The 24,394-nt window shown below is 60.6% G+C and carries 24 protein-coding genes; 16 read left to right on the top strand and 8 right to left on the bottom strand.

Annotated elements, in window-relative coordinates:
* Positions 1 to 41 precede the first annotated feature (41 nt).
* The 3 genes from O2S87_RS06430 (at position 42) to O2S87_RS06420 (ending at position 3,047) form a co-directional block, all read left to right on the top strand.
* Positions 42 to 875, top strand: coding sequence for a phosphoenolpyruvate hydrolase family protein (locus O2S87_RS06430; protein ID WP_475407974.1), 834 nt, complete (start codon positions 42 to 44; stop codon positions 873 to 875).
* The gene (locus tag O2S87_RS06425; protein WP_475407973.1) at positions 875 to 2,101 is read left to right on the top strand and encodes a Tm-1-like ATP-binding domain-containing protein; all 1,227 of its coding nucleotides are present in this window, start codon (positions 875 to 877) and stop codon (positions 2,099 to 2,101) included. Before O2S87_RS06430 ends, O2S87_RS06425 begins: the two co-directional genes overlap by 1 nt.
* Positions 2,102 to 2,252: 151 nt before the next feature.
* On the top strand, positions 2,253 to 3,047 hold the full coding sequence (locus O2S87_RS06420; RefSeq protein ID WP_475407972.1) for a DUF4397 domain-containing protein: 795 nt from the start codon (positions 2,253 to 2,255) through the stop codon (positions 3,045 to 3,047).
* Between the two features lie 29 nt (positions 3,048 to 3,076).
* Here O2S87_RS06420 and O2S87_RS06415 read toward each other — a convergent pair whose 3' ends face one another.
* Positions 3,077 to 3,781, bottom strand: a complete 705-nt coding sequence (locus O2S87_RS06415; protein ID WP_475407971.1) for a DUF1405 domain-containing protein — start codon at positions 3,779 to 3,781, stop codon at positions 3,077 to 3,079.
* 137 nt (positions 3,782 to 3,918) lie between these two features.
* Between O2S87_RS06415 and O2S87_RS06410 the strand changes: the two genes are divergently transcribed.
* On the top strand, positions 3,919 to 4,989 hold the full coding sequence (locus tag O2S87_RS06410; protein WP_475407970.1) for an alpha/beta hydrolase: 1,071 nt from the start codon (positions 3,919 to 3,921) through the stop codon (positions 4,987 to 4,989).
* 50 nt (positions 4,990 to 5,039) lie between these two features.
* Positions 5,040 to 6,317: a hydroxymethylglutaryl-CoA reductase (NADPH) gene (gene hmgA / locus O2S87_RS06405; protein WP_475407969.1), complete on the top strand. Its 1,278-nt coding sequence runs from the start codon at positions 5,040 to 5,042 to the stop codon at positions 6,315 to 6,317.
* A 26-nt stretch (positions 6,318 to 6,343) separates the two neighbouring features.
* Here hmgA and O2S87_RS06400 read toward each other — a convergent pair whose 3' ends face one another.
* Positions 6,344 to 6,871 carry a DUF5817 domain-containing protein gene (locus O2S87_RS06400; protein WP_475407968.1) on the bottom strand — a complete coding sequence of 176 codons (528 nt, stop codon included), beginning with the start codon at positions 6,869 to 6,871 and terminating at the stop codon, positions 6,344 to 6,346.
* A 184-nt stretch (positions 6,872 to 7,055) separates the two neighbouring features.
* Here O2S87_RS06400 and O2S87_RS06395 point away from each other — a divergent pair, with 184 nt between their 5' ends.
* Positions 7,056 to 7,871 (top strand): YihY/virulence factor BrkB family protein, encoded by an 816-nt coding sequence (locus O2S87_RS06395; RefSeq protein ID WP_475407967.1) that lies wholly within the window; start codon positions 7,056 to 7,058, stop codon positions 7,869 to 7,871.
* A 231-nt stretch (positions 7,872 to 8,102) separates the two neighbouring features.
* Here the strand turns inward: O2S87_RS06395 and O2S87_RS06390 are convergent, their stop codons facing one another.
* A complete protein-coding gene (locus O2S87_RS06390) occupies positions 8,103 to 9,341 on the bottom strand; it encodes an RNA-guided endonuclease InsQ/TnpB family protein (RefSeq protein ID WP_475407966.1) in 1,239 nt (412 codons plus the stop codon).
* Between the two features lie 380 nt (positions 9,342 to 9,721).
* Between O2S87_RS06390 and O2S87_RS06385 the strand changes: the two genes are divergently transcribed.
* The gene (locus tag O2S87_RS06385; RefSeq protein ID WP_475407965.1) at positions 9,722 to 10,051 is read left to right on the top strand and encodes a hypothetical protein; all 330 of its coding nucleotides are present in this window, start codon (positions 9,722 to 9,724) and stop codon (positions 10,049 to 10,051) included.
* Positions 10,052 to 10,102: 51 nt separating this feature from the next.
* Here O2S87_RS06385 and O2S87_RS06380 read toward each other — a convergent pair whose 3' ends face one another.
* Entirely contained in the window at positions 10,103 to 11,158 is a 1,056-nt protein-coding gene (locus O2S87_RS06380) for a deoxyhypusine synthase (RefSeq protein WP_475407964.1), read from the bottom strand.
* 250 nt (positions 11,159 to 11,408) lie between these two features.
* Here O2S87_RS06380 and O2S87_RS06375 point away from each other — a divergent pair, with 250 nt between their 5' ends.
* Together O2S87_RS06375 and O2S87_RS06370 are read left to right on the top strand one after the other, a co-directional pair.
* The gene (locus tag O2S87_RS06375; RefSeq protein WP_475407963.1) at positions 11,409 to 13,100 is read left to right on the top strand and encodes a sensor histidine kinase; all 1,692 of its coding nucleotides are present in this window, start codon (positions 11,409 to 11,411) and stop codon (positions 13,098 to 13,100) included.
* Between the two features lie 49 nt (positions 13,101 to 13,149).
* Complete coding sequence (locus O2S87_RS06370) at positions 13,150 to 13,920, top strand: creatininase family protein (protein WP_475407962.1); 771 nt, start codon at positions 13,150 to 13,152, stop codon at positions 13,918 to 13,920.
* 56 nt (positions 13,921 to 13,976) lie between these two features.
* Here the strand turns inward: O2S87_RS06370 and O2S87_RS06365 are convergent, their stop codons facing one another.
* The gene (locus O2S87_RS06365) at positions 13,977 to 14,594 is read right to left on the bottom strand and encodes a PAS domain-containing protein (RefSeq protein WP_475407961.1); all 618 of its coding nucleotides are present in this window, start codon (positions 14,592 to 14,594) and stop codon (positions 13,977 to 13,979) included.
* A gap of 268 nt (positions 14,595 to 14,862) precedes the next feature.
* On the opposite strand from O2S87_RS06365, the gene O2S87_RS06360 reads away from it, so the two are divergent.
* On the top strand, positions 14,863 to 15,603 hold the full coding sequence (locus tag O2S87_RS06360; protein WP_475407960.1) for an SDR family oxidoreductase: 741 nt from the start codon (positions 14,863 to 14,865) through the stop codon (positions 15,601 to 15,603).
* A 48-nt stretch (positions 15,604 to 15,651) separates the two neighbouring features.
* On the opposite strand, the gene O2S87_RS06355 is transcribed toward O2S87_RS06360, so the two are convergent.
* On the bottom strand, positions 15,652 to 16,788 hold the full coding sequence (locus tag O2S87_RS06355; RefSeq protein WP_475407959.1) for a serine hydrolase domain-containing protein: 1,137 nt from the start codon (positions 16,786 to 16,788) through the stop codon (positions 15,652 to 15,654).
* A gap of 113 nt (positions 16,789 to 16,901) precedes the next feature.
* On the opposite strand from O2S87_RS06355, the gene O2S87_RS06350 reads away from it, so the two are divergent.
* Entirely contained in the window at positions 16,902 to 17,600 is a 699-nt protein-coding gene (locus O2S87_RS06350; protein WP_475407958.1) for an SDR family NAD(P)-dependent oxidoreductase, read from the top strand.
* Between the two features lie 95 nt (positions 17,601 to 17,695).
* Positions 17,696 to 19,000 carry an acetamidase/formamidase family protein gene (locus tag O2S87_RS06345; RefSeq protein ID WP_475407957.1) on the top strand — a complete coding sequence of 435 codons (1,305 nt, stop codon included), beginning with the start codon at positions 17,696 to 17,698 and terminating at the stop codon, positions 18,998 to 19,000.
* Between the two features lie 23 nt (positions 19,001 to 19,023).
* On the opposite strand, the gene O2S87_RS06340 is transcribed toward O2S87_RS06345, so the two are convergent.
* Positions 19,024 to 19,296 (bottom strand): ubiquitin-like small modifier protein 1, encoded by a 273-nt coding sequence (locus tag O2S87_RS06340; protein ID WP_475407956.1) that lies wholly within the window; start codon positions 19,294 to 19,296, stop codon positions 19,024 to 19,026.
* A gap of 181 nt (positions 19,297 to 19,477) precedes the next feature.
* On the opposite strand from O2S87_RS06340, the gene O2S87_RS06335 reads away from it, so the two are divergent.
* The 4 genes from O2S87_RS06335 to O2S87_RS06320 all read left to right on the top strand — a co-directional run bounded on the left by O2S87_RS06335 (position 19,478) and on the right by O2S87_RS06320 (position 23,642).
* Positions 19,478 to 20,884: an arylsulfotransferase family protein gene (locus O2S87_RS06335; protein ID WP_475407955.1), complete on the top strand. Its 1,407-nt coding sequence runs from the start codon at positions 19,478 to 19,480 to the stop codon at positions 20,882 to 20,884.
* Positions 20,885 to 21,351: 467 nt separating this feature from the next.
* Positions 21,352 to 21,768, top strand: a complete 417-nt coding sequence (locus O2S87_RS06330) for a universal stress protein (RefSeq protein WP_475407954.1) — start codon at positions 21,352 to 21,354, stop codon at positions 21,766 to 21,768.
* Between the two features lie 219 nt (positions 21,769 to 21,987).
* Positions 21,988 to 22,380, top strand: a complete 393-nt coding sequence (tnpA, locus tag O2S87_RS06325) for an IS200/IS605 family transposase (protein WP_475407953.1) — start codon at positions 21,988 to 21,990, stop codon at positions 22,378 to 22,380.
* A gap of 2 nt (positions 22,381 to 22,382) precedes the next feature.
* A complete protein-coding gene (locus O2S87_RS06320; protein WP_475407952.1) occupies positions 22,383 to 23,642 on the top strand; it encodes an RNA-guided endonuclease TnpB family protein in 1,260 nt (419 codons plus the stop codon).
* 192 nt (positions 23,643 to 23,834) lie between these two features.
* Here O2S87_RS06320 and O2S87_RS06315 read toward each other — a convergent pair whose 3' ends face one another.
* The gene (locus tag O2S87_RS06315; RefSeq protein WP_475407951.1) at positions 23,835 to 24,359 is read right to left on the bottom strand and encodes a DedA family protein; all 525 of its coding nucleotides are present in this window, start codon (positions 24,357 to 24,359) and stop codon (positions 23,835 to 23,837) included.
* Between the last annotated feature and the right edge of the window lie 35 nt (positions 24,360 to 24,394).

Raw genomic sequence — 24,394 nt, 5'->3', positions numbered from 1 at the left:
CCCCCGCAATACTGATTAGCACGGTTTGTGTACGAATAATCATGCAGTTTACACGCGAGGAGTCACGCAACCGACTCGAAGAGACGGTCGAATCGGGCGAGCCGATCATCGGAGCCGGAGCCGGCACTGGCATTTCGGCCAAGTTCGCCGAACGCGGCGGCGTCGACCTGCTGATCATTTATAACTCGGGGCGCTATCGAATGAACGGCCGCGGCTCGCTGGCTGGCCTTCTGCCGTACGGCGATGCCAACGAGATCGTCGTCGAGATGGGCCACGAGGTGCTACCGGTTGTCGAGGACACACCCGTACTCGCTGGGGTCAACGGCACCGACCCCTTCCGCCAGATGGATGTGTTCATCGAAGACCTCCGTCGACGGGGCTTTTCTGGCGTACAGAACTTTCCAACGGTCGGCCTCATCGACGAGGACAGTAGCTTTCGCCAAAACCTCGAAGAGACCGGGATGGGCTACGACAGAGAGGTGGAAATGATCCGCGAAGCGGCCGATCAAGGCATGCTGACATGTCCCTACGTCTTTTCCGAAGCACAGGCCCGCGCGATGACCGAGGCGGGCGCGGACGTGATCGTCTCGCACATGGGGTTGACCACCTCGGGTGACATCGGCGCGGAGACCGCGCTCGATCTCGATGCCGCCGCCGAGCGCGTACAGACTCACCACGACGCCGCCAAAGCGGTCGACGATGACGTGCTCGTGATCTGCCACGGCGGGCCGATCGCCTGGCCCGACGACGCCGAGTACGTCCTTAACAACACCGAGGGCGTCGTCGGCTTTTTCGGTGCCTCCAGCATCGAACGACTGCCGACCGAGGGTGCCATCGAGAACCAGGCTCGCGACTTCAAGGAGATCGAGTTCTGATGGCCGTCGTCATTATCGGGACGCTGGATACGAAAGCCGAAGAGATCGGCTTCGCTCGCGACATAATCGAGGCGCAGGGCGTCGATACACACGTCGTCGACACGGGCGTCGTCGGTGAACCTGGATTCGAGCCCGATACCACTGCAAGCGAGGTTGCCGAGGCCGCCGGAACCACGCTCGATGGGCTGCGCGAGTCGGGCGACCGCGGCGAGGCGATGGCTGCAATGGGTGAGGGAGCCGCCGCCATCGCCCAACGAATGCATGAGGATGGAGAGTTAGAGGGGATCATGGGTCTCGGCGGTTCGGGCAACACGTCGATCGCGACAGCCGCGATGCGCGCACTACCGGTCGGCGTGCCGAAACTCATGGTGTCGACGGTGGCCTCGGGCGACGTCCAGGCGTACGTCGACATCAAGGACGTAATGATGCTGTACTCGGTCGCCGACATCGAGGGGCTCAACCAGCTTTCGCGGCAGGTGATCGCCAACGCCGCGATGGCGATGGTCGGTATGGTGACCACCGATCCGGACGTCGAGGTCGACGAGAAACCCACTATCGGAATCACGATGTTCGGCGTGACCACACCCTGCGCGAAAACGGCGCGTGCGTACCTCGAAGACCGGGGCTACGAAACCATCGTCTTCCACGCCACGGGAACGGGCGGCCGAGCGATGGAGAATCTGATCGAAGAGGGCGTGATCGATGGCGTTCTCGACATTACGACGACCGAGTGGGCCGACGAGTTGGTCGGCGGCGTACTCAACGCCGGGCCGGAACGACTCGATGCGGCGGGCGAACGTGGGACACCTCAAGTGGTGTCGACTGGGGCGCTCGACATGGTCAACTTCGGCCCCCGAGAGTCGGTTCCAGACGAGTTCGATGGGCGGCTGTTCCACGTCCACAACCCCCAAGTGACGTTAATGCGAACAACGCCGGATGAAAACGCCGAACTCGGCCGGATCATTGGCGGAAAGTTGAATGCCGCAACAGGGTCGACTGCACTCGTCTTGCCGCTCGGAGGGGTCTCGATGCTCGATGTTGAAGGCGAGGAGTTCTACGACCGCGAGGCCGATGCCGCACTGTTCGACGCACTTCGCGAGACCATCGACGACGATGTCGACCTGATCGAGCGGGACGAACCAATCAACGACGAGGCGTTTGCCGAGACACTCGCGAGCACGCTTGATGAGTATATGCGTGCCCAAGGGACGAGCCCGAACGCCTGACTGGTGGTCGACCGAACTGCGACAAACCTGCGAACAGCCCACGGCCGAACCGCTCTATTCTTCTTTTCAAATATATCCTATTTATATATCGCATTTCGTTAAAGTGTAGATTATTTTATATGTGTGATACTCGTTTACCGCTTTGTTGCATATGGTTAGACACAACCGACGAGCGGTACTGAAAGCAGCAGGTGGATTCGTCGTTATCGGAAGCCTCGCAGGCTGTATGGGTGGCGAGGGCGAGACAGGCGATGACGAAGGCGATGAAAGCGAAGACGACGGTAACGGGTCAGACAGCGAGCGAGAGGCGGCAATGGTCCGCGCAGCGCATCTCTCGCCGGATGCGCCAGCCGTTGACGTCTACGTCGACGATGATGACGAGCCGGCGGCCGAGGACGTTTCGTTCGGTGATGTCAGCGAGTATCTCGAAGTAGATCCTGGAACCTACGACGTCCGAATCACCGAAGCACGCACCGACGAGTCGGTGTACGAGGAGTCCATCGACGTCGAGGACGGGTCCTACACATTCGCAGCGGTCGGCGAACTCGGTGAGCAGAATCAGCCGCTCGATGCCGAGGTGTTCGAAGACGACCTGAGCGATCCCGGCGATAACGCCCGGATTCGCGGACTCCACGCCGCACCCGACGCCCCGGCAGTCGACGTCGTCGATGGGGAGTCCGGTGACCCGCTGTTCGAAGAACTCGAATTCGGCGAGGCGCAGTCCGCAGAGATCCCGTCAGGCGACTACACGCTCGAAGTCCTGCCCGCCGGCGACGAGGACGCTGACCCGGTCGAGACGTTCGACGTGACCGTCGAAGGCGGTGTCGTCTACAGCGCCTTCGCGGTCGGCTATCTCGAACCCGACGACGCCCCGGTCGACGAGCCGTTTGATCTCCTCCTCGTCGAGGATTCGACTGGAACCGAAGACGAAAGCGAGGAAAGCTAATAACAGGTCTAATCCGCCCTACCGCCCGTTCAGAGCTGTTCAAGATCGGTCGACTCGAGCGTTTTGATTCGCGTTGCAAGCGCCCAAAACAGCGGGATGAGGGTGAGCACGACCGCACCCCACGCCGCCAGGCGAAACGCGGTCGCACCGCCAGCGAACGCGGTTTCGTAGGCCACAGGAATCGACGTATGGTGTGGGTCGCCAACGATCGGAATAAAGTAGTCGACCGTCAGATCGATCGTATACCACAGCGTGGCGACACCGACCGCCGAAAGCGGGAACGACGAGATGCGGTGGAGCACTAGCGCCTGGACGACCATTGCCAGATGACTCACCAAGAGGAACGCGTACATCACGGGCGCGGTAAAGGTCAGAAAGGCGTCGGCAAAGACGACGAGCACCCACGGCGTCCAGAGGCCGAGTTTGATGTTGCCGAAAAACGCCAGCGCCGTCAGATAGTCGTTCTGTCGACCCAGCGTCCAGAGTGCGAACGCCCCGGCGATAAACAGGGTCGCCATCGGACTGTCGGGAACGAACACCCACATCTCGGGCGGCGTCTCGGCGAACTGTGGGAAGTAGTACCAAAAGCCGAAGGCGGTGCCTGCGAGGTTGATCGCGACGACGAGCCAGACCAGCCGAAGCCCCAGCGATTCGATCGCTGCCGGTATAGGAGCGAGCCAACGTGGCAGGTGGCTCCGTGAGGGCGGCTGTCGACCGGTCGAAATCCGAGTCATACAGCCAGTTCGTCTTTGTTCCGAATAAGTTACATGGGATAGCGAGCCAGCAAATCGGCTGTCAATCGGGTAACGATTTAACCCAGTTGCGTCCGTGGTCGACGTATGAACGCGATGACGACACTGGAGGGAGCCTAATGGCCGAGTTCGTCCGCCGGGACGAGGCAGCCTCCTCGGAGAGCGAATCACAACACGAGCGGGGTCGACCGAGCAGCGCCTCACAAATCGGACCGAGCAGTGCAGCGCACCCGTCGGTGAGCGGTCGACGAAAGCCGGTCAACCGGAGCCAACAGTCGCTTCGTCGACCCTCGCGCGAAACGTATTCGACCCGGACTGTCGAATTCGACAGCGATGGCGAGCGGTGTGTCGGGACGCTCTATCTGCCGGATCGACCCGAGCGCCCGCCGGTCGTCGTGATGGCTCCGGGGCTCGGCCTGTGGCGAACGTTCGGCCTGCCGGCGGTCGCCGAGCGGTTCGCCGAGGCGGGCTACGCCGCCTTCACGTTCGATTTTCGCCACCTCGGCGACAGCGACGGCGAGCCTCGGGGGGTTGTCAGTCCCACCAAACAGATCGCCGACTACGAGGCTGCGGTTGACGCACTGCGAGAGCTCGACGATGTCGACGGCAATCGACTCGTGCTTTGGGGTCATTCGCTGTCGGGTGGCCACGTGCTGTCGGTTGCCGCCGAGACGTTTCGAGTGGCCGGTGCGATCGCGGTTTGTCCGCTCGTCGACGGTCGCTCGCAGACGCTCGGGTTGCTCGGCCAGCCGAAACAGCTTCTCAAATCGCTGGCAGCAGGGGTCCACGACGGTCTCGGCCACCGGGTTGGATTCGGAACCGAGGTTCGAATCGTCGACGACGAAGACGGCTTCGGCGTGATCACCGCCCCCGGTGCCAAACGCGCGCTGTTCGACCTCTTCGACCGACAGGCCGACTGGCAGAACCGGGTTCCCGCCCGGGTGTTCCTCTCGCTTGCGCGGTATCGACCGGTGACGCGCGCCGACGAGATCAGGTGTCCGACGCTCGTGATCGGTGGCCGCGAGGATCAGATCGTCCCGAGCGATGGTCCGGCGGCCGCCGCCGAGAAAATCGCCGACTCGACGTATCTCGAACTGCCAGTCGACCACCTGAGCGTGTTCGGCGACGACTTCGAGCGCACGGTCGACCACCAGTTGGCGTTTCTGCGGACCGTCGTGGGCCACCGGTAAGCGCCGCGGAGACCGATAGCCCTTAGCGACCGCCGCTACCACTCACGTCCATGAGCGCAGACGCCGATGCAGACGACGATTCGGATGCGAGGGGCGGTCCAGACGCCGTCGACCACGAGCAAGCCGTCGAACTCGCCGACGGGGTCGAAAACGGCGAGAAACGACTTCACGAACTCGAAACACACACTGACCCCGACACGGCCGCTGCTGCCCGGCGGCTACTCGTCGAACGACAGTCGGGCGCGGATCTCTCATCGACCGGCTCCTACGGGTTTCCTGCCGGGGTCGCCGAACCGAACATCGAGAACATGATCGGCACAGTCCAGGTGCCGGTGGGTGTCGTCGGCCCCGTCCAGATCAACGGCGGCGCGCTCGTCGACGAGCGGTATCTCCCGCTGGCGACGACCGAAGGCGCGCTTCTTGCGTCCGTGAACCGTGGCTGTTCGGTCATCAACCGCGCCGGCGGTGCGACCGCGCGGGTTACCAAATCGGGGATGACCCGCGCGCCCGTCTTCCGCGTCAGGGACGTGGCCGAAGCCCTCGCGCTGGTTGAGTGGGTTCGCGAGAACGGCGACGAACTCCGCGAGGCCGCCGAGTCGACGACGAACCACGGCGAACTCCAGGAGGTCACCCCCTACGTCGTCGGCAACAACGTCTATCTGCGCTTCCGCTACGACACGAAAGACGCGATGGGAATGAACATGGTCACCATCGCCACCAAAGCGGCCTGCGAGTTGGTCGAGGCCGAGACCACCGCCTCGCTCGTCGCGCTCTCGGGCAACCTCTGTACGGACAAAAAGCCCGCTGCGATCAACGCCGTCGAGGGCCGCGGTCGCTCAGTGACTGCTGATGTGGTGATTCCGCGAGACGTCGTCGACGCCAAACTCCACACGACGCCCGAAGCAATCGTCGAAATCAACACCCGCAAGAACCTGATCGGATCGGCAAAGGCCGGCTCATTCGGATTCAACGCGCACGTCGCCAACCCCGTCGCGGCGATGTTCCTCGCGACCGGCCAAGACGAAGCCCAGGTCGTCGAAGGAGCCAACGCCATTACGACCGCAGAGGTGACCGATGACGGCGATCTTTATATATCGGTCTCGCTGGCGAGCCTCGAAATCGGCACCGTCGGCGGCGGCACCAAACTCCCCACGCAGTCTGAAGCACTCGATATTCTCGGCGTTCGTGGCGGCGGCGATCCCGCGGGCAGCAACGCCGACGCGCTGGCCGAGGCCATCGCGGTCGGGTCGCTGGCTGGCGAACTCTCCTTGCTGGCCGCGCTCGGCTCGCAACACCTGTCGAGCGCCCACGAGTCGCTGGGTCGGTAGTCGACGTCTACGATCCAGTAGCCAGTTTATAATAGCCGGTACCGCCCGCCGGTTTCGGAGACCTCGCCCTGTCGTCGGAGTCGTCTCAGCAGGTCACTGGCCTTCTCGGCCGGGACGCCTCGCTCTGTGGCGTAGTCGACGATCTCGGCTTCGGTTGGTCGACCGTCGCCCGCCTCGCGGACGGCCTCACGGACGATTTTATCGCGGGATTTCGATCCACGCGAGGCAGTATCGCCCGCGGCGGCGACCTCGTCGGGGTCGAGCCCGGCGGCATCGAGATACTCGCCGTCTGGGACAACCGGCTCGTCGACCTGGCGTTCGAGGTCGGCGACGTGGTCGACGGTGGCGAACGTCGCCGACTGGCCCTGTTTTTTCGCCAACAGCGCCGAACGGGCCTGCCGTGCGGCGTTTCGGTCGTCGGACTCGAAAAACCGTTTCAACTTTTTCGTCTGGTGGGTCGTCTGGCACCGAGGACACTGTGCAGTGGTCGAACTCCGTGGGTCCGACAGGAGCCAGAACATCGAACAGTTGGTACAGCCAACGACCGCATACATGACAGGAGATAGCGTCGACCGCTATTTATATACTCGGGTGAGGTGCAAACCCGGTCAGGATACCAGTGAGTGAGAGTCGACGGGCGACCAGTCACCTGGACCTTCAGTCGCAGTATGCAGTGCCTACTGACTGTCAGCGAGATCCTACCGAACTGCCTTGAGGAGTGACCACGAAACCGTAGAGATGGGTGGCAACCGCGTTAGCGTCGATCGACTAACCCGGCTGACTCCCGTACGGCTGGTAAGTAGTATCATTGCACTCGCCCGCGAACGGAACATCACGTTCGTCGCCGCCGGTGTCGCCTACTATGCGCTTGCCTCGCTTGTTCCTATGTTGTTGTTGGCGTTTGCGGTCACGACAGCGGTTGGGCTCGAACTCGTGTTGGAGCAACTGTTGGGAGTCGTCGAGAACCTGCTGACCAACACCGGCCAGGAGCTTCTGGTCGACGCGCTCGCCGACACGACCGGTCGAACCGGCGCTGGTGTCGTCGGGACACTCGGGTTCGTCTGGGGGACGCTCAAGCTCTCGCGAGGGCTTTCGCGGGCGTTCGGCGAGCTTTACGACTACGAGTCGGCCATCGCGTGGCGGAAACAGCTCACCAACACAGCCATCGTCTTCGGATCGCTGCTGGTTGCGGTGGTCGTGCTCGTTGGCTTCGATCTCGCGATCACGTTCGGACCGTTTCCCGAGTCGATCGTTGGCCCGCTCGAACAGGTGACGCTGTTCGTCGCCCTGGTCGTGGCGCTGCTCCCGCTATACGCGCTGTTGCCACCGGGTCGACTCCGTCTCAGAGAGGTATTGCCGGGTGCGCTCGTGGCGGCAGCCGGCTGGGTACTGCTACGGCTCGGGTTCGAACTGTACGCCACCTACGCCGCGGAGTACCAGCTGTACGGCATCCTCGGGGCGCTGCTCATTTTTATAACGTGGCTCTATATCGGCGCGCTAATAGTCCTCATGGGGGCCGTTATCAATGCGGTGGTGATGGAATCGAAACGGTAGCGCATGGTCTCAAAAAAACCATACTGATCGAGATGAGTACTGGAGGTCGTCAGGCAAGCCTACATTCGTTGGATTCCGATGATGAGCTATGCATCACGCACGTCGACGGTATCTGCGTTCTATTGGTGCCGTTGGATCCGTACTCATAGCCGGTCTCGCTGGCTGTACCGGCAACAGCCCTAGTAAGCTACCACGCCCTGAAGGGCGTGGCATTCAGCGTGGACTCCCGTTCTAACCGCTAAGGGCGGTAGGCGAATACTCGCCATTCACGTTCAACGTCCCGCTGTTTAAGCGCACGCCTACGGGTGCGCCTCCACGCCCAGACTTTTGCTGGTCGCGGAGATACTTCAAGCCGATATTCTTCGCGGCGTTGTAATCCGCGTGAACATCATACCCGCACTTCAAACACTCGAACTCGTCCTGCCCGTTGTTGTGCGGGCGATTATCCTCGTGAGTGAAACCACACCTCGAGCAACGCTGACTCGTGTACGCCGGGTTGATCTGCTTCACCACAAGCCCTTCAGACTCGGCCTTGTATGTAACGTACTCGAACAAGCGGTGGAACGCCCACTTGTGAACCGCATTCGCGTGCGGCAAGCGTTCGCGGATGCCTTTCAGTTGCTCGAACACGATATGCGTACAGTCGTTCTCCAGAGCTTCGTCTACGAGTTCGTTCGAAATCGTGTGCAGCAGTTGCTCGAAGCGTCCAGTCTGCTTGCGACCGACTCGTTGGACATTGATATGCGCCCAGCGAGTTCCAGTCTGTTGGAGGCCGCCTCGACGTTTCTGGTACTCTCGATGCCAGTGGTTGAGTTCGCCGCCGCTCCAGAAGCGTCCGGTTGAGGTGGTTGCGATGTTTGTGATGCCGAGGTCAACACCAAGGACGGAGACGTGCTTGGCATCGCCTGTGTCGGTATCATCGTTCTCCATGGCGGGCTTTGTCCGAACGTGGAGGTAGAAACAATCCTCAACCGTGTCGTAGTGGAGCGTAGCTCCCTTCACGTCGTAGTCATCGTTGAACAAATACCCCGAGTGTGGCGTGTCACGCTGTTCGTCGGGAAGAACGAACTCCGCAGTCACTCGTCCATCTATTGTGGCGAGTGTGGCGTGATCGTCGTTGACGGTGACGGTTCGTGCATCGTAGCTGGCGAACCGCGAGGTGAACACGGGTTTCGAGGCTTTCTTGCCTTCTTTCCAGCGTTCGATAACACCTTTGACGGCTTCTGCGGCGCGGTTTCGTGCGGCTTGCACGAGGTTGGCCGGGAGTGGTGAGCCGTCTTGAACGTCATAGTACGTGAGGTCGTGGAGTTTTTGCTTGCTGGTAATTTTCCAGTCTGGTTCCCACGCTACGTCTACGACGTGGTTGGCGGCGTCAAGGAAGTGATCAGTTGTCTGGTGGAGGAGGTCAGCGGCACTCTCGTCCACATTGAGCTTGATGGGGACAGTTCGGGTGCCTGAATCTTCCACCATCTGTACTTCATACGTAGCACTGCGTATTTAAACTGGTTTGGATTGGCGTGGGGGAGTCAGCCTGCTATCGAACGCGCTGTGTGTCCGGTTTGTCGGCTTCCTCCCGCGCCTGAAGTCGCGGGTTTCCGCCTTGCAGTCATTATGAGACGCCGCCATCGGAGACGGATGATTCCAATGAGACGCCGCCATCGGAGTCGAACGATTCTGATGAGACTCGCCCGGAAGGGACGGGTGGTCCCGGCGTCAGTCTCGTCTCGACTGACGAGGGTCCCGACCTCCCGATAGAAGTCGCAGTTGAGGTCGTTCGAGATACCGCCACCGAAGAGCACCCGCCGCGGCTCCGAACGACGCTCACCAACACCAGCGACGAACCGATCCGTGTGGGTGAGGGACGAGCAGTCCACTTCGAGTACGTCAGAGACGACGACGGGGTGGTTATACTCCTGCCGGGCGAGACCGACAGCGAGTATCCCGCGGAAGCCGACTGCTGGCGGCTAACCGAAGAGATCGCCATTACCGAGGAGTACCGCACGTTCGAGATCGAACCCGGTGCCGACAGTAGTCGACGCGTAGACCTGTATGCCACGCCCGATGCCGACGGCTGTCTCCCGGTTGGGGAGTATTGCTTCGAAACGTCGATATCGATTCTCTCGGACGAATCCGAGCCGGAATCATCTGACGAGTGGGGGTTCGAAGTCTCGTTGGAGTAGCGACGTCGTACTACGAAGCGAGTCGGACGGCTCAGCCTTTTTTCGACCTGCTCACGAAGCGTCGAGTCGCTCGCGCGCTGCCGCCACGAGCAACGGCAGATGTACGGTCGCATCGCCAACAACGGTCACGTTGCGTGCCTCTTTCGTCAGTTTCCCCCACGACCGCGCTTCGTCGAGCGTCGCTCCCGTGAGACCACCAGTCGTCGACGGATCCATCGTGATCTGTACCGCGTAATCGTACGCCCCGGGCGTCACGAGCATCGTCTGAAGCGTGAAGTTCTTCGGCACGCCGCCGCCGATGAGCAGACAGCCCGCGGTGTCGGCCTCGTAGGCGAGATCAGTAAGGGGTGTCATATCCGACAGCGCATCGAGCGTGAGGTCCGAGATCTGCGAATACATCCAGGCTTGCAGGCCAAACACGGAGTCCTGAACGGCCGGACAGTAGATCGGTACGTCGTTCTCGTACGCTGCAGCAGCGATCCCAGCGTCTTCGTCGATATCCTCTTTCTCGTTACGTTTGGCGTTCGCCTTTCCGAGTTCCGCACAGAGTTCGGCGATACCGACGGACTCCTGTTCGGCGAGCGGCGGAAACACGTTCTCACGGAGATGCGACTCTAAGAGCGAAAAGTACTCCTGGGGGAGGTAGACGTTATAAATCCGGTCGACCTGTTCGTCGCGGAGCTGTTCGTCGAACTCGCGTTCGTCGAGGTCCGGGTGCTCGTGGTCGCCATGGTGGTGTTTGCCACCGATGGCTTCGATGGCGTCGTGCGTCAGGTTCGCGCCTGTTGTCACGAGCACGTCGACGTGGCCGTCGCGAATCAGATCCACGACGATCTGGCGCATACCGGTGGGAACCATCGCGCCAGCGAGTGACATGAAGACGGTACAGTCGTCGTCGGCCAGCATCTCGGAATACACGTCGACGGCCTCGTGGACACCCGCCGCCCCGATTCCGGCGTGGCCGTACTGGTCGGTCAGTTCGCCGACAGACATGCCGGCCCAGACCTGGGTGTGGCCGATCGGGTCGTGATCGAATGTGGTGCGCTCTGGGTTCTGCTGTGTCGTGGATTCCTCAGCCTCGCTCTCGGAGTCGTGATCGCCTGTCATTGCCACATCTGGGTCGGCCACCGGTTTGAACCGTCCGATTCACCCAGCCACAACGGCCGTGATCCCATTTCACTCGCAGACGCAACAGCGATTCTCACAGGCGAGCGTGACGCGGTATCTACCTCACGTGGCCAACTGCGCGTTGTTCGGATCGTCTCTGATACCGTTCACACAGTGGTCACAAATAGACAACGGCTATGCGGGAAACACAACTTATAATCAACCGCTCACGAATAAGTAGGTGTTTCGTATGGTATTGAGCGACAGTACAGTAGGAGGCGTCTATTTCGCCGCCACTGTGGTCGCACTCTGCGCCGGGTTCGTGCTTTGGCGACACCGCGAAAAGACGGCCGCCCTCCCGTTGAGCATTGCTGGATTTTCGGCAGCCGTCTGGTCGTTCGGCCTTTTCGCGTCGACGCTCCCGTGGGAGCCGATCGCACTCGCTGGGATTCGGGGGCTGTATCTCGGCGTCGGCATCGGGCTGGCGGCGGTGTTCGTGTTCGCACTCGAATACACGGGCCGCGGACGGTACCTCACGCCGACCCTTCTGGGACTGCTGTCGATTCATCCGCTCGTCCTCATGGTGCTCGTGATAGTCAATCCAGGTGACCTCTTTTTCGCCGGGCTCGATCCAACGGCCGCGATCGGGGTCGACCAGGAGTGGGGCCCGGCGTTCTGGCTCCACTCGACGTACAGCTATCTGCTGGTGTTGGTCACCTCGCTGCTCATCGTCGAACTGCTCGTCAGGACGAACCAGGCGCTCTACCGCGGCCAGGCGATCCTGCTGGCGGCCGGTGTATTCGCCCCGTTGCCGCTGAACGCCGTCTTTCTGTCAGGGCTCGTCGAGTTCGATACCACGCCGCTTGGGTTCGTGTTTATGTGTACGTTCTTCGCGGCCGCGATCGTCGAATACCGATTCGTCGATCTCTCGCCAGTCGCCCGCGAGAAGGTGATCGACACCGTTCGCGACGGGATGGTCGTCGTCGACACCAACGACCGAATCATCGATATTAATCCGGCGGCCGCCCGGATGATGAACGTCGACGAGTCGATTGTCGGCCACAATGTGACCGAAGCGCTCGACCTTCCCGAGTCGAAAGACTCCTATGCGGTGTTGACCGCGACCCCCGAGACCACCGAACAGACGGTCGAACTCGGAGACGTCTACTACCACATCGAGTCGACACCGATTTTCGACGGCCGGGATCGTCACGTCGGCTGCTTGTTTCTGCTGCAGGACGTCACCGACCAGAAGCGCTACGAGCGCGAACTCGAACAGCAGATCGAAAAACTCGACGAATTCGCCAGTATCGTCAGCCACGACCTCCGGAATCCGATCAACATCGCCAACGGCTACATCGAACAGACGCGAATCACGGGAGACCTCGACCACCTCGCCGAGATCGAGCGGGCCACCGAGCGCATGGAGGCTATCATCGACGACGTACTGGAGTTAGCCCGCGAACGAACGGCGGTGACCGAACCTGAGGCGATTTCGGTCGAGACCATCGCTCGAGAGGCCTGGAGCCATACCGAAACAAACGGTGCCGCGCTATCGGTCGACGAAGACACACAGATTGTCGCCGATCCCGACCGGCTCATGCGACTGTTCGAGAACCTGTTCCGGAACGCAGTCGATCATGGCACTGGCGAACAGGCAGGTCAAACCGGCGATCCAGGGTCGCTACAAATCAGTGTCGGGCTTGCCGATGAGACGCCGACGAAGGCGACAGTGTATGTTGCTGATGACGGAGTCGGTATTCCAGCCGCCGAACAGGACGAAGTGCTCAAAGACGGGTATACGACAGACGCCGACGGCACTGGGCTGGGGCTGGCGATCGTCACACAGATTGCCGACGCACACGGCTGGACGGTGTCGGTGACCGACAGCGACACCGGCGGTGCGCGCTTCGAGATCGGCACCATCAGCAAACAGTGGTAGCGACGACGCTCGCCTCAAAAGCCATGTACCAGGAGAGTCACCAGTACGTATGTATCTCGCCGACGAGACGTGGCCGGAACTGGGGACGTATTTCGACGAGCAGTCGCTGGCGCTCGTCCCGCTGGGGTCGACCGAACAACACGGCCCACACCTCCCCGAGGGAACGGACCACATGATCGCCGAAGGGTTCGCCAGCGCCGCCGCCGAGCGAACAGGCTATCTCCGAACGCCAACGATCAACATCGGCGTCAGCCCCCATCACCGCCAGTTCCACGGCACGATGTGGGTCGAGCCCCCAGTGTTTCGGGACTACGTCGAATCGTTTACGCGGAACCTCGCCTATCACGGCGTCGACCGCGTGATTTTTGTCAACGCTCACGGCGGCAACGTCCAGCACCTCCGGGAGGTCGGCCGTCGACTCCGCGATGACGAGGTTATCTATGCTATCGAGTGGATGTGGAACGACAGCATTCCGGATCTCGTCGAAGAGGTGTTCGCACAGCCAGGCCCACACGGAGGGCCAAAGGAAACATCGATGATTCAGTACCTCCGCCCGGAGTTAGTCCACGAGGACCGACTCGAAGACGCCCGCGACGGTGGGATGACGAGCTTCGATCCCCAATCGGTCCAAAAACACGGCTCACGGACGTTCTACGACGCCATCGACAACACCGCAAACGGTGTGCTCGGCGACCAGACCGATGCCAGCGCCGCAAAGGGCAAACAGCTGTTCGAGGCTGCCAGCGATCAGCTGGTCGAGCTCTGTGAGTGGCTGGCAGCCCAACCGTTCGAGGACCTCATGCCGAAAGGTCACGTCTGAACGAGGCCACAGACACTGAACAAGGCCAGCTACAGAGTTATTTATAACCAGTCGACTCAGTCGGTCAGCCGTGCGAGCGTTTCGGCTTTCTTCTTGATTGCTGTCGCAACGTCGACGATGGCGGTTTCCTCTGGGTTCGAGCGCAGTTGTTCGGCCAGCGCGATGATCTCGGCGAGATCCTCGCGGCGCTCGAACTCGCCGGTCACATCGGTATAAATGGCGAACCCGTGGTTCTCGTCGTACGGAATCCCACGGTAGAGGAACGTCCGTTCGCCATCGGTGGCCGATCGCTCGACGAACGCGACGTTGGATCGGCCATCCGACGTGCGTTGGTCGAACTGTTTGGCTTCTTCGTGCTTGTTCTCGGGGACGATCAGCTCGTTGAGTTCGAGACCGATCACACGCTTCATATCGGGGCTGAAAATGTCCCGAAACGCGTGGTTGGCGTCGACGATCACCGGCTTGCCGTCGACGATCTCGAACTCGACGATCGCGTCGTCGATCTGGTGAAACACCCGCTCGAACTGTGTCGGTGTGTGTGGTGTGTTGGCACTCATACAGCCAGCACCCCGGTCGACCCCGTCATAGAGGTCGTGAACGGTGTCGACCGACTCCGTCCAAAGCGGGCTATCCGAGCCACCAAGGCCGTTTGCGAGAGTGTACGTATATAGCAAACCATAGTGTTTGTCTTTGAGAGTTTTCAGAGATTTTCGCGTTACTCACTCGTTAGTAAACATTCTATGCGTAAAACAGTTTATTCATGGATTTTATAGACAGATACGTGTCGAAGTACCGCGTTCCGCTTTGACCCCTTCGAACTGTAACTCGGTAGGTCACTCACCAACCTCGCTGGCGGCTCCGCGGTTCGTCGACGGGTTTCGTACCGCTTGCCTGACTACCTCGACAACAAAGCTTACAGTGTGGGCTTCGGTGTCTCCCGACATGATACACTCACTCGACGGACAGACGGCAGTTGTAACCGGTGCAAGCGCGGGAATCGGCGCGTCGACCTGCCGCGAGCTTGCAGCGGCCGGTGCGAACGTGGTGCTTGCAGCCCGCAACGAGGATCGACTGACTGAGCTCGCTGCAGCCCTCGAATCCGAACACGGCGTCGAGACACTGGTCGTACCGACGGATGTCCGAAAGGAGTACGCCGTCGACGCGCTCGTCACCGAAACCGTCGAGCGGTTCAGCGGCATCGATATCGTCATAAACAACGCGGGGCTGGCTCGCGGAAGCGACGTTACCGAGCTGTCGACCGACGAGTACGACACGATGCAGGAGACCAACGTCGACGGCGTGTTTTACCTGACACGTGCGGCGATTCCGCACGTCCGCGAGCGCGGGGGCCACCTCGTCTTCCTCGGGAGTTTTGCAGGGCAGTACCCCCGCTCGTTCAATCCGGTGTATGCGGCCTCGAAGTGGTGGGTCCGCGGCTTTGCCAAAAGCGTCGCCGCCCAGGTCGGCGACGACGGCGTGGGTGTCACCGTGATCAACCCCTCGGAGGTTCGCTCGGAGTTCGAGTCGACTGACGGCCGGACGTTCGCAGAGGTGTTTGAGAAGGGTGAGGTAACCGAACCCGAAGAGATCGCCGAAGCGATCGTGTTCGCCGCCTCACGCGAGCGGTCGAGCCTGAGCGAGATCGATATCAACCGCCGAAACAAGTTCGCAGACAGCTTCTAAAAGGGCGGTCACGACACGGCAGACCCGCTGTGCACCGTCTGCAAGTGGTCAGCCGTAGACCTGATAGACGGCATCAGCAAGCTGATTCACGCGGGCGGCGTGTTCATACGATTCTTCTCGGATCCCGTTGCAGACGTAGGCGAACGTGAGATCGGCCGTCGGGTCGACCCAGCCGACGATACTCCCGAGCCCAACATGGCCGAACGTCTCGGGCGACGAGAGCGTTCCGAACAGATCCGAAACGGTGCCGCCGCGCCAGTAGCCCATCGCGTAGCGCATCGGCCGCGAGAGCGTTCCATCGTCGACCGTCTCGATCTGGAGTTCGGTCGCCTCGTCGACCGTCTCGGGCTCCAAAAGTCGGGTGCCGTCCAGTGTACCGCCGTTGGCCATGCAGGCGAAGAATCGACCCATATCCCGGGCAGTGCTGATCCCGTTCGCGGCCGGGATCACCGCCTGCAACACGCCCGGATCGTTGCCGAGCCCTGCGGCAGCCTCCGGCGAGAGGTCGACCAACCCTTCTGCGGGGTCCGCACACCGATCGAAAATGTCGAAGCCTGCAATATCTGCGACCGTTTCGGGTTGGCCGTCACGGACGCCGACGCTCGTCTGATCCATCCCCAGTGGCTCGAATACGTTTGCTTGGGCGTACTTCTCGATCCGCGTGCCTGTGACCTGCCGGACGAGTTCGCCGACGAGCCACCCGTAGGTGACCGTGTGGTAGGCCGCAGTGGTGCCCGGCTCGTCTTCGAGTTCCTGCGTCTCCATCGTCTCCACAATCTGCTCCCAATCACCCCACGCCGCCGGATTCCCATCCAACTCGCTGGTCGGCATCCCTGTCTGGTGGCTGAGGACGTGGCGAACAGTCACTGCTTTTTTGGCCTCGTCGCCGCGGGCGAACGACGGCCAGTGGTCGACGACCGGGTCGCCGTAGTCGACGTGGCCGCCTTCGACGAGCTGGTGGACGCAGGTGCCGACCAAGGGTTTGGTACAGGACCAGATCAGGTGTCTCGTATCAGGAGTCGTTTGGTCGCCATCCGGGCCGGTCGTCCCGCCCGCGAGGTCGACGACGCGTTCGGTCCCCTCATACACGACGAGCTGTGCGCCGTGGTGGAGACCGACCGCTAGCTGGCGGTCGAACAGTGCGCGAATCCCATCGGCTCCCTGAGTATTAGTAACGGATACCATGTCAAATAATCACTCACGATACAGAAAACGTTTGTTACCATCCCACGGTTGGATATAAATAGGCCAGCCGCTCGGACTGCCACATCTATTGGTTGTGCGCCCGAACTCGGTGTATGGACGTACCACTGTACGACACGCTGGATGGACAGGTCGCACTGGTAACCGGCGCAACCCGGGGCATCGGCAAGCGAATCGCCGACGGACTCGTCGACCACGGCGCAACCGTCTATGCGGGAGCCCGCGATACTGATGACATTGCGGCCGCCGACCGCCGGGCTATCGAACTTGACGTGACCCGTGCGGCCCAGCGCGAGGCCGCAATCGACCGAATCGCGAGCGAGGCCGGTCGACTGGACGTGCTCGTCAACAACGCAGGCGTGATGGACAGCCGCGGGCCGCTGGATTCGATGTCGACCGACACCATCGACCGAACGCTTGAAACGAACCTCCACGGACCGATCCACCTCACGAAGCAGGCGCTTGCGCTCCTGTTAGAGAATCCGGGTGGTCGGGTCGTCAACATGTCGTCGGGGCTCGGCGCGATCACCGAGCCGCAGGGCGGTGGGATGCCGGCGTATCGCATCTCGAAAACCGGTTTAAACGGGTTGACGTGCTACCTTCACGGCGAGTACAGCGATTCGGGACTGTTGGCCAACTCGGTGTGTCCGGGCTACGTCCAGACGGATATGGCCGACGGCAACGCGCCACGATCTCCTGAAAAAGGAGCCGAAACCCCGGTCTGGCTCGCCCGATTCGAACCGGATGCACCCAGCGGACAGTTCTGGCGTGACAAAACGCAGAAAGACTGGTAAACACCCGGCTGGCGGAATGCCAGCGCCCCAAGCGAACCAGAGACACCAATCGGGCCACATATTGCTTATGTTATTTGGTCACATACATACAGACGATGTCACAGCAGATTCAACAGGAACTCGACGTCGACCAGTTCACGCTCGGGCTGGTCGGTCCCGATCAGGAGTGGGCGGGCACGGTTGCCGACGGTGGCACGGTTCGAACCCATACGCCAGCCGGCTGTTGGGGGCCGATGATTACCCCCTCGTTTCGCGGTGGCCACGAGGTCACCCGACCGATCCGTGTCGAAAACGCCGAGGTCGGTGACGCGCTCGTCGTCCGAATCAAAGACGTCCAGGTGACGAGCGTCGCTACCAGCACTGGCAGCATGGCCGAACGAAGCGAGGCGTTCGGCGACGACCCCTTCATCGACCACCGGTGTCCCGACTGCGGCACCAAGTGGCCCGAGACGGTCGTCGACGGCACCGGCGAAGAGGCAATTCGGTGTGCGGAGTGCGGCGCGAACGCCTCCTCGTTCGGTTTTGAGTATGGGTATACGGTCGTTTTCGACGAGGGTCGAACCGTTGGGCTGACTGTCGGCCCGGAGGGTGCCGACAAACTCGCCGAAAACGCCGACGAGAACATGGCACTGCCCGAGAACTCCCGCCAGCATCCGATTTTGCTTTATAAGCCCGACGAGATTCCGGGTACGCTCGGCCACCTCGCACCGTTCATTGGAAACATCGGGACCACACCGGCAGTCGAACTGCCGGATTCGCACAACGCAGGTGACTTCGGCCAGTTCCTCATCGGTGCCGCCCACGACTGGGGAATCGCCGACGAGAGCGAGTTGGACGCACGGACTGACGGCCACATGGATTCGAACGACGTGCGGCCGGGTGCAACGCTCATCTGTCCGGTCCGCGTCGACGGCGGTGGCCTGTACGTCGGCGACCTGCACGCCAATCAGGGCGATGGCGAGCTATCGCTACACACGACAGACGTGAGCGGAACGACCGAACTCGAAGTCGAGGTAATCAAAAACGTCGAGATGGACGGGCCGCTGCTATTGCCGAACGAGTCCGACCTCCCGGAGATTGCGAAACCGTACACCGACGACGAACGCGAAGCGGGCAACGCGCTCGCGGCCGAGTACGGCGTCGACACCGTCGCGGATGCGATGCCGCTGCAGATCATCGGCTCGGGGGCGACGATCAACGCCGCGACCGACAACGCCTTCGACCGCGCTGGTTCACTGTTCGGCATGACCGAAGGCGAGGTGCGAGCGCGCTGTACGTTCACGGGCGGCGTCGAAATCGCTCGCCTGCCGGGGGTCGTTCAGCTATCGATGTTGGTGCCGACCGAAATTCTCGAAGACGTGGGGCTGGCTAAAGTCGTCCGTGAGCAGTACGGGCTCTGAGGATCACCATCGGCCAGCCCGAACTACCCTCCTTTGGCCGCCGGAATCAGTGAGAGCTCGGCCGTCGACGGACACGGCGTTTCTAGCTCGACACGCTCGCCGTCGACAAGAATTCGAACGCTCGCCTGGAGTCGTCCGTCTGCATCGAACAGATGGGCAGTGGCCCGTGGATACTGGTCGACGAACCGATCGAGAACGTCTTGAACTGAGTTGGGGTTGTCGTCAGCTGCACACTCGATCGAAACCGTTTTTGATCCAGTCACCCCCCGAAGTGGCCCATAGACGGTGAGATTCATACCTACTATTCGGTACTGTTCCACATGGCTGTTGTGTCTCTGACGTTCAACAGTAAGCTGATTAGTCACTGAACCTATCAGAAGCTAATCTGAAAGCAAGTTCTATACCCCCCGGGCTTGAATGGCGTTTTAATGCCAGATAGCCGCCGTATTAACAGGAATTGGGTGACATTGTAGCATCATGAGTGCCGCCACAGATAGATTTGAGCGCGTGGCCGAACTGATCTCACGCAACCGCCTTCGAATCGCGTTTATTCTGTTGATCGCGTTGTCGGGTGTCGTCGTCGCCAGCGGCTCGAACCAGGAGCTCTCGACTGCGACTGAGGCAGACGTGCCGACTGCACCCGAAACCGAGAATCACACCGTGATCACGGAGTCCGGGCGGTCGGGCACGATCACCGTCTACGACCCCGACGGTGAGGTCGCCTACTACAACAACACCCGGACCAAGTACTTCGACGCCGACCCCGTCGAGGGTGAAGACGACGTGATCGAGTACACAGCCACCGATACGGTCGGCGAGGAGGGCGACACCTGCACCGATCCACCATGTGCCCGCAACGCCATCGAGCAGGTGAACGTCACGACCGGCGAGGTCGACGTGATCTACGAACGGTACGACTACAAGGAGACCGCCGGAGAATGGCACGATTCGACGCGGATCAACGACACTCACGTCGCGGTCGCCGACATCGTCGAGGATCAGGTGTTCGTCGTCGACACCGAAACCGAGGTCGTCGAGTGGCTTTGGGACGCCCAAAGCGAGTTCCCGGTCGACGAAGGCGGGCCGTACCCCGAAGACTGGGCCCACATCAACGACATCGAGTACATCGAAGAAGGCGAGATGGAGGGCAACTTCATGGTCAGCCTCCGCAACCAGGATCAGGTCGTCTTCCTCGACCGCGAGGAGGGGATCGTCGACGATTGGACGCTCGGTTCGGAGAACGAGTACGACACTCAGTACGAACAACACAACCCCGACTTCATCCCCGAATCCCAAGGCGGGCCAGCGATCGTCGTCGCCGACTCCGAGAACGCGCGCGTTCAGGAGTTCCAGCGCGAGGACGGCGAGTGGGAACGGAGCTGGGAATGGTCCGACGACCGAATCCAGTGGCCGCGGGATGCCGACCGATTGCCCAACGGAAACACGCTGATCACCGACACCCACGGCAAGCGCGTGATTGAGGTCGACCAGGAGGGCGAGATCGTCTGGCAGGCCAACTCGACGCTGCCCTACGAGTCCGAGCGCCTCGAAACCGGCCCCGAAAGCGAGGGGGGCCAGAGCGCAGCGGAACTCGGCCTTGAGTCTCGAACGGATGAGGACTCCGGCACCGACGACGAGTCGGCGGGCGTCCTCTCGGGATTCAATCCGTTCAGCGCAATCGGCGGCTTGATCGCCTCGGTGCTTCCCCACCGCATCTACAACGGCATCCTGTACGCCTCGCCGCCGTGGATGGGCAACACCGAGTTTGCGGCCGTCGCCGTCATGCTTATCACGGGACTGGTCTGGACCGGCCTCGAAGCCCGGTGGCAGCTCTACGACCGCAAGATCAGGTTCCGGCTGCCGTTCTACCGTCGACGGGAGTAGTCGGTCGTTTTATAAAACAAGGGGCTTGGGGTCGCAATATGCGGGTACTTCTCGGCCAGTAACGGTCGACGTATCCATACGGATTAGAAAGAGCGCTCATACTCTCTACTGTGGCAGGATTTTGATGTATTGAAGTCAGAGTGCTTTATTTAGAGGATTAGTCTTGCAAGTACGTCTGCAACCTCTCTCAAATGTGGTAGGAACCGACTGCTGAATACAACGCGCGTATCTTGCTCTACGATTCGGTCATTTCGAAATTGCTGTGATCGGCCAATAGAGGGTAATGATCTAACGCCGTGAACCGTTGTTTATGACCTCCACGTCAAGATCCGAGTGCAAGAGTTCAAGCGTAAGTTCAGCAGTTGGTCTTGCCCCTGACCAACAAACTAATATTCCTGACTTTGCCACGCTTCAGAAGATCTATCATAGAAGTGCCATTAAGCCTGCCGGCTACGTATGCAGGAATCATGAAACGGACCTTAGTTCCGTTGGATGGATCTTCGGAATCTGAAGCTGCCCTCAGGGAAGCGTTCGATCTCTTCCCGGAAGCGAAGATACACGCATTTCACGTCGTTCAGGTCACGGAGTTCCCACAGGACCCAAACAAATCGGCGTACGAACTCGCCGTAGAGAAAGGGAGAGAAATACTCACCCGGGCCGACGAAATCGCGGGCAAACACAATCGGGAGATCGAAACGGCAATGAAGGAAGGCCACGCCGCGAAAACGATCGTAAGATATGCCGAAGAGAACGAGATCGATCACATCGTTATGGGGAGTACGGGTTGGTCGGGAGCAGTCAGGGTATTGCTTGGGAGCGTCGCCGAGTCCGTTGCACGCCGGGCACCATGTTCCGTCGTGATTATACGAGAAAATCAGCGATGAGCGCCGGTCTACCGAAGAGCAACGATCTAAGTCGTTCGGCTTTTTGACCGCACTTTTGCTGCATTCAACCTCTCTATCTTTCTTCAAGGCGAGAATCCCGGCGTTTACGCCGGGCGTGAAGCCGACAAATCCTATACAAATCACAGTCAGTTGCAGGCCGAATACCCCACGACTGCGAACTTTTATTCGAATTGGGTGCGTAAAAATTAGTACGGCCAAATGAAGTACAACCTCGAAACCGGGTCGCACACGGTCTACGCGCTCCAATATCACTTCGTGACCGTCACGAAGTACAGCGCAGACCTTCTCACCGACGAGATAGCCGAACGGGTCGGTGAGATTGCCAGCGACATCTCTGAGGACTTCGGCGTGAACATCCAGAACGTCAACGGCGGGAGCGACCACGTTCACATCCTGTTCACTGCGAAGCCAACGACTGACCTCACCAAGTTCATCAACTCACTCAAGGGCGTCACGTCTCGCAAAATCCGTGATGAGAATCCCGAAGTTCGGCAGGCACTCGACAAGGCGTTTTGGCAACCCGGATACTTTCTCGCCACCACCGGACAAGTGAGCATTGACGTACTGATGGAATACGTGGAGGATCAGTAGCAATGTCTACGACCGTCACGAAAACGTTGCAGGCGACGTTCGCGCCCCCTACCGCTCACAAGCAGGCGAAACTGAACGACTTGCTCGAAACCTACCGTGACGGTCTGCAAGAGGCGTTCGACGCCGGGGCAAGTACCATGTCTGCGGTGAGCGACATCGTAACGCCCTACGAGCTGCCGTATCAGGCCAAAGCTGCCCTCTGCAACTACGTCCCGAAACTCCGCAAGACGTACAACGCCAAGGAGTTAGACGACGAACACCCGATACGGCTCACCAACCAAGCCGCGAAGTTCGACCACTCTGAAGACCGCGACTACGAGTTTACGTGGTGGGTTCCACGGGCGGGCCGAGGGACGAACTTCTGGATGCCGCTCCGCATCAACCCCGAACAGGAAGACCTCTGGCACGATCTCGTATCGGAGGATGCGAAGGCGGGTGAGATACGGCTTCAGCAGCATCAGAAGAACTGGGTACTACACGTCTCCGTCGAGTACCCAGTCGAAGAACCAGCGACAGACGGTGACGCCACGCACATCGGCTTAGACATCGGAGAAACCGCCCTGATCACGGGCTGTGCCCTCAACGACGGTTCTCCGACTGATCCGTTCGTGTGTAGCGGGAGCAGAGCGAAACATCTCCGCAAAGAGATGCACACAACCCTGAAACGACTCCAAGAGCGTGAGGCATCCGAGTGGCGGATTGAAGACCGCTTCTCGTACTACCAGAACGCGCTCACCGACATCGTGGAGAAGGCGTCTCGGCAGGCTGTCGAGTACGTCACACAGTACGAGAATCCGGTGTTGGTGATGGAGGACTTGACATACATTCGGGAACAGCTCGACTACGGGAAGTACATGAACCGTCGGCTTCACTCGTGGGCATTCGCCCGACTCCAAGGACGCATCGAGGACAAGGCGATGGAGGCAGGTATCCCGGTCGAGTACGTGAATCCGGCGTACACGTCGCAGACGTGCCACTCGTGCCACCACATTGGTCGGCGGGGCTCCCAAGCCGAGTTCCGGTGTCCGAATGACGACTGCCACGTTTCGACGTTTCAGGCCGACATCAACGCTTCCGCGAATATCGCACGACGGATCAACCCGTGGGGAGAGAGCGTCCCGCTTGACAAGGCTGGACGCGATGACTCGCCTCGGGATGGGAGCGGTTGTGACACCGCCACGACTCACCGTGAACAGAACGTACCAGCGCAGATGACGCTCACGGCCTACGAAGAGTCGAAACCCTCTGCTAGCGACGACTAACTGGTATTCCCCATGCGTGGGAAGCCTCGCCGTTTACGGCGAGGAGGATGTCACTCAGCAGAATCAACTCAAAAGTACCTCTATTTGATAGGGAATCTGCTGCAAGACACGCGCTCACAGGCTCGCAGGCTATTTCTACCAACTTCTGAAGAATAATCGTCGCACAACGACAGATGGTTTCGGTACCCTCTCTCAGAAAACCAGGAAATGCCCGCCCAGCAGGTAGAGCCCAGCGAGAATCGACTGGAACGACGTCGACCCGAGCGCCGACAGCGCGATAAATTTCCGGCCGTCCATATCCGAGAGACCAGCCGGGACCGTCAGTAGCCCACGGACGACAAGCATGGTGTTGCTGACCGCGACCGCGATCGGTCCCCAGCGGTCGAACCAGCCGTCGAAGCGTTCGAGCCGCGACTCGGTCAGCGGGAACCACCGCTTTTCGAACAGGTACTCCCGACCGGTTCGACGCACGAGCAGAAACAGGACGGTCTGGCCAATCGTCGTTCCGACGACCGCGATGGTGACGACCACGACCACATCAGGAATCGACGAACCGAGCATCGCAAGCCCGAGCGGAACGACCAGTTCACTTGGGAGAAACCGGAGCATCATCACACCCTCTAACAAACAGATGCCCAACAGAACCACGTACCCGAGTTCGGAGGTCATCATCGAGGCGAGCCAGTCGGGCGCGTAGTCGACTTGGAGCAGGACCATTGTTCACACCATCTGCCGACTCGATTGTAAGGTTT

The sequence above is a fragment of the Halohasta sp. A2 genome, from assembly GCF_056175805.1.
The sequence above is the reverse complement of the archived record's forward strand: the minus strand, read 5'-3'. Positions and strand labels throughout refer to the sequence as shown.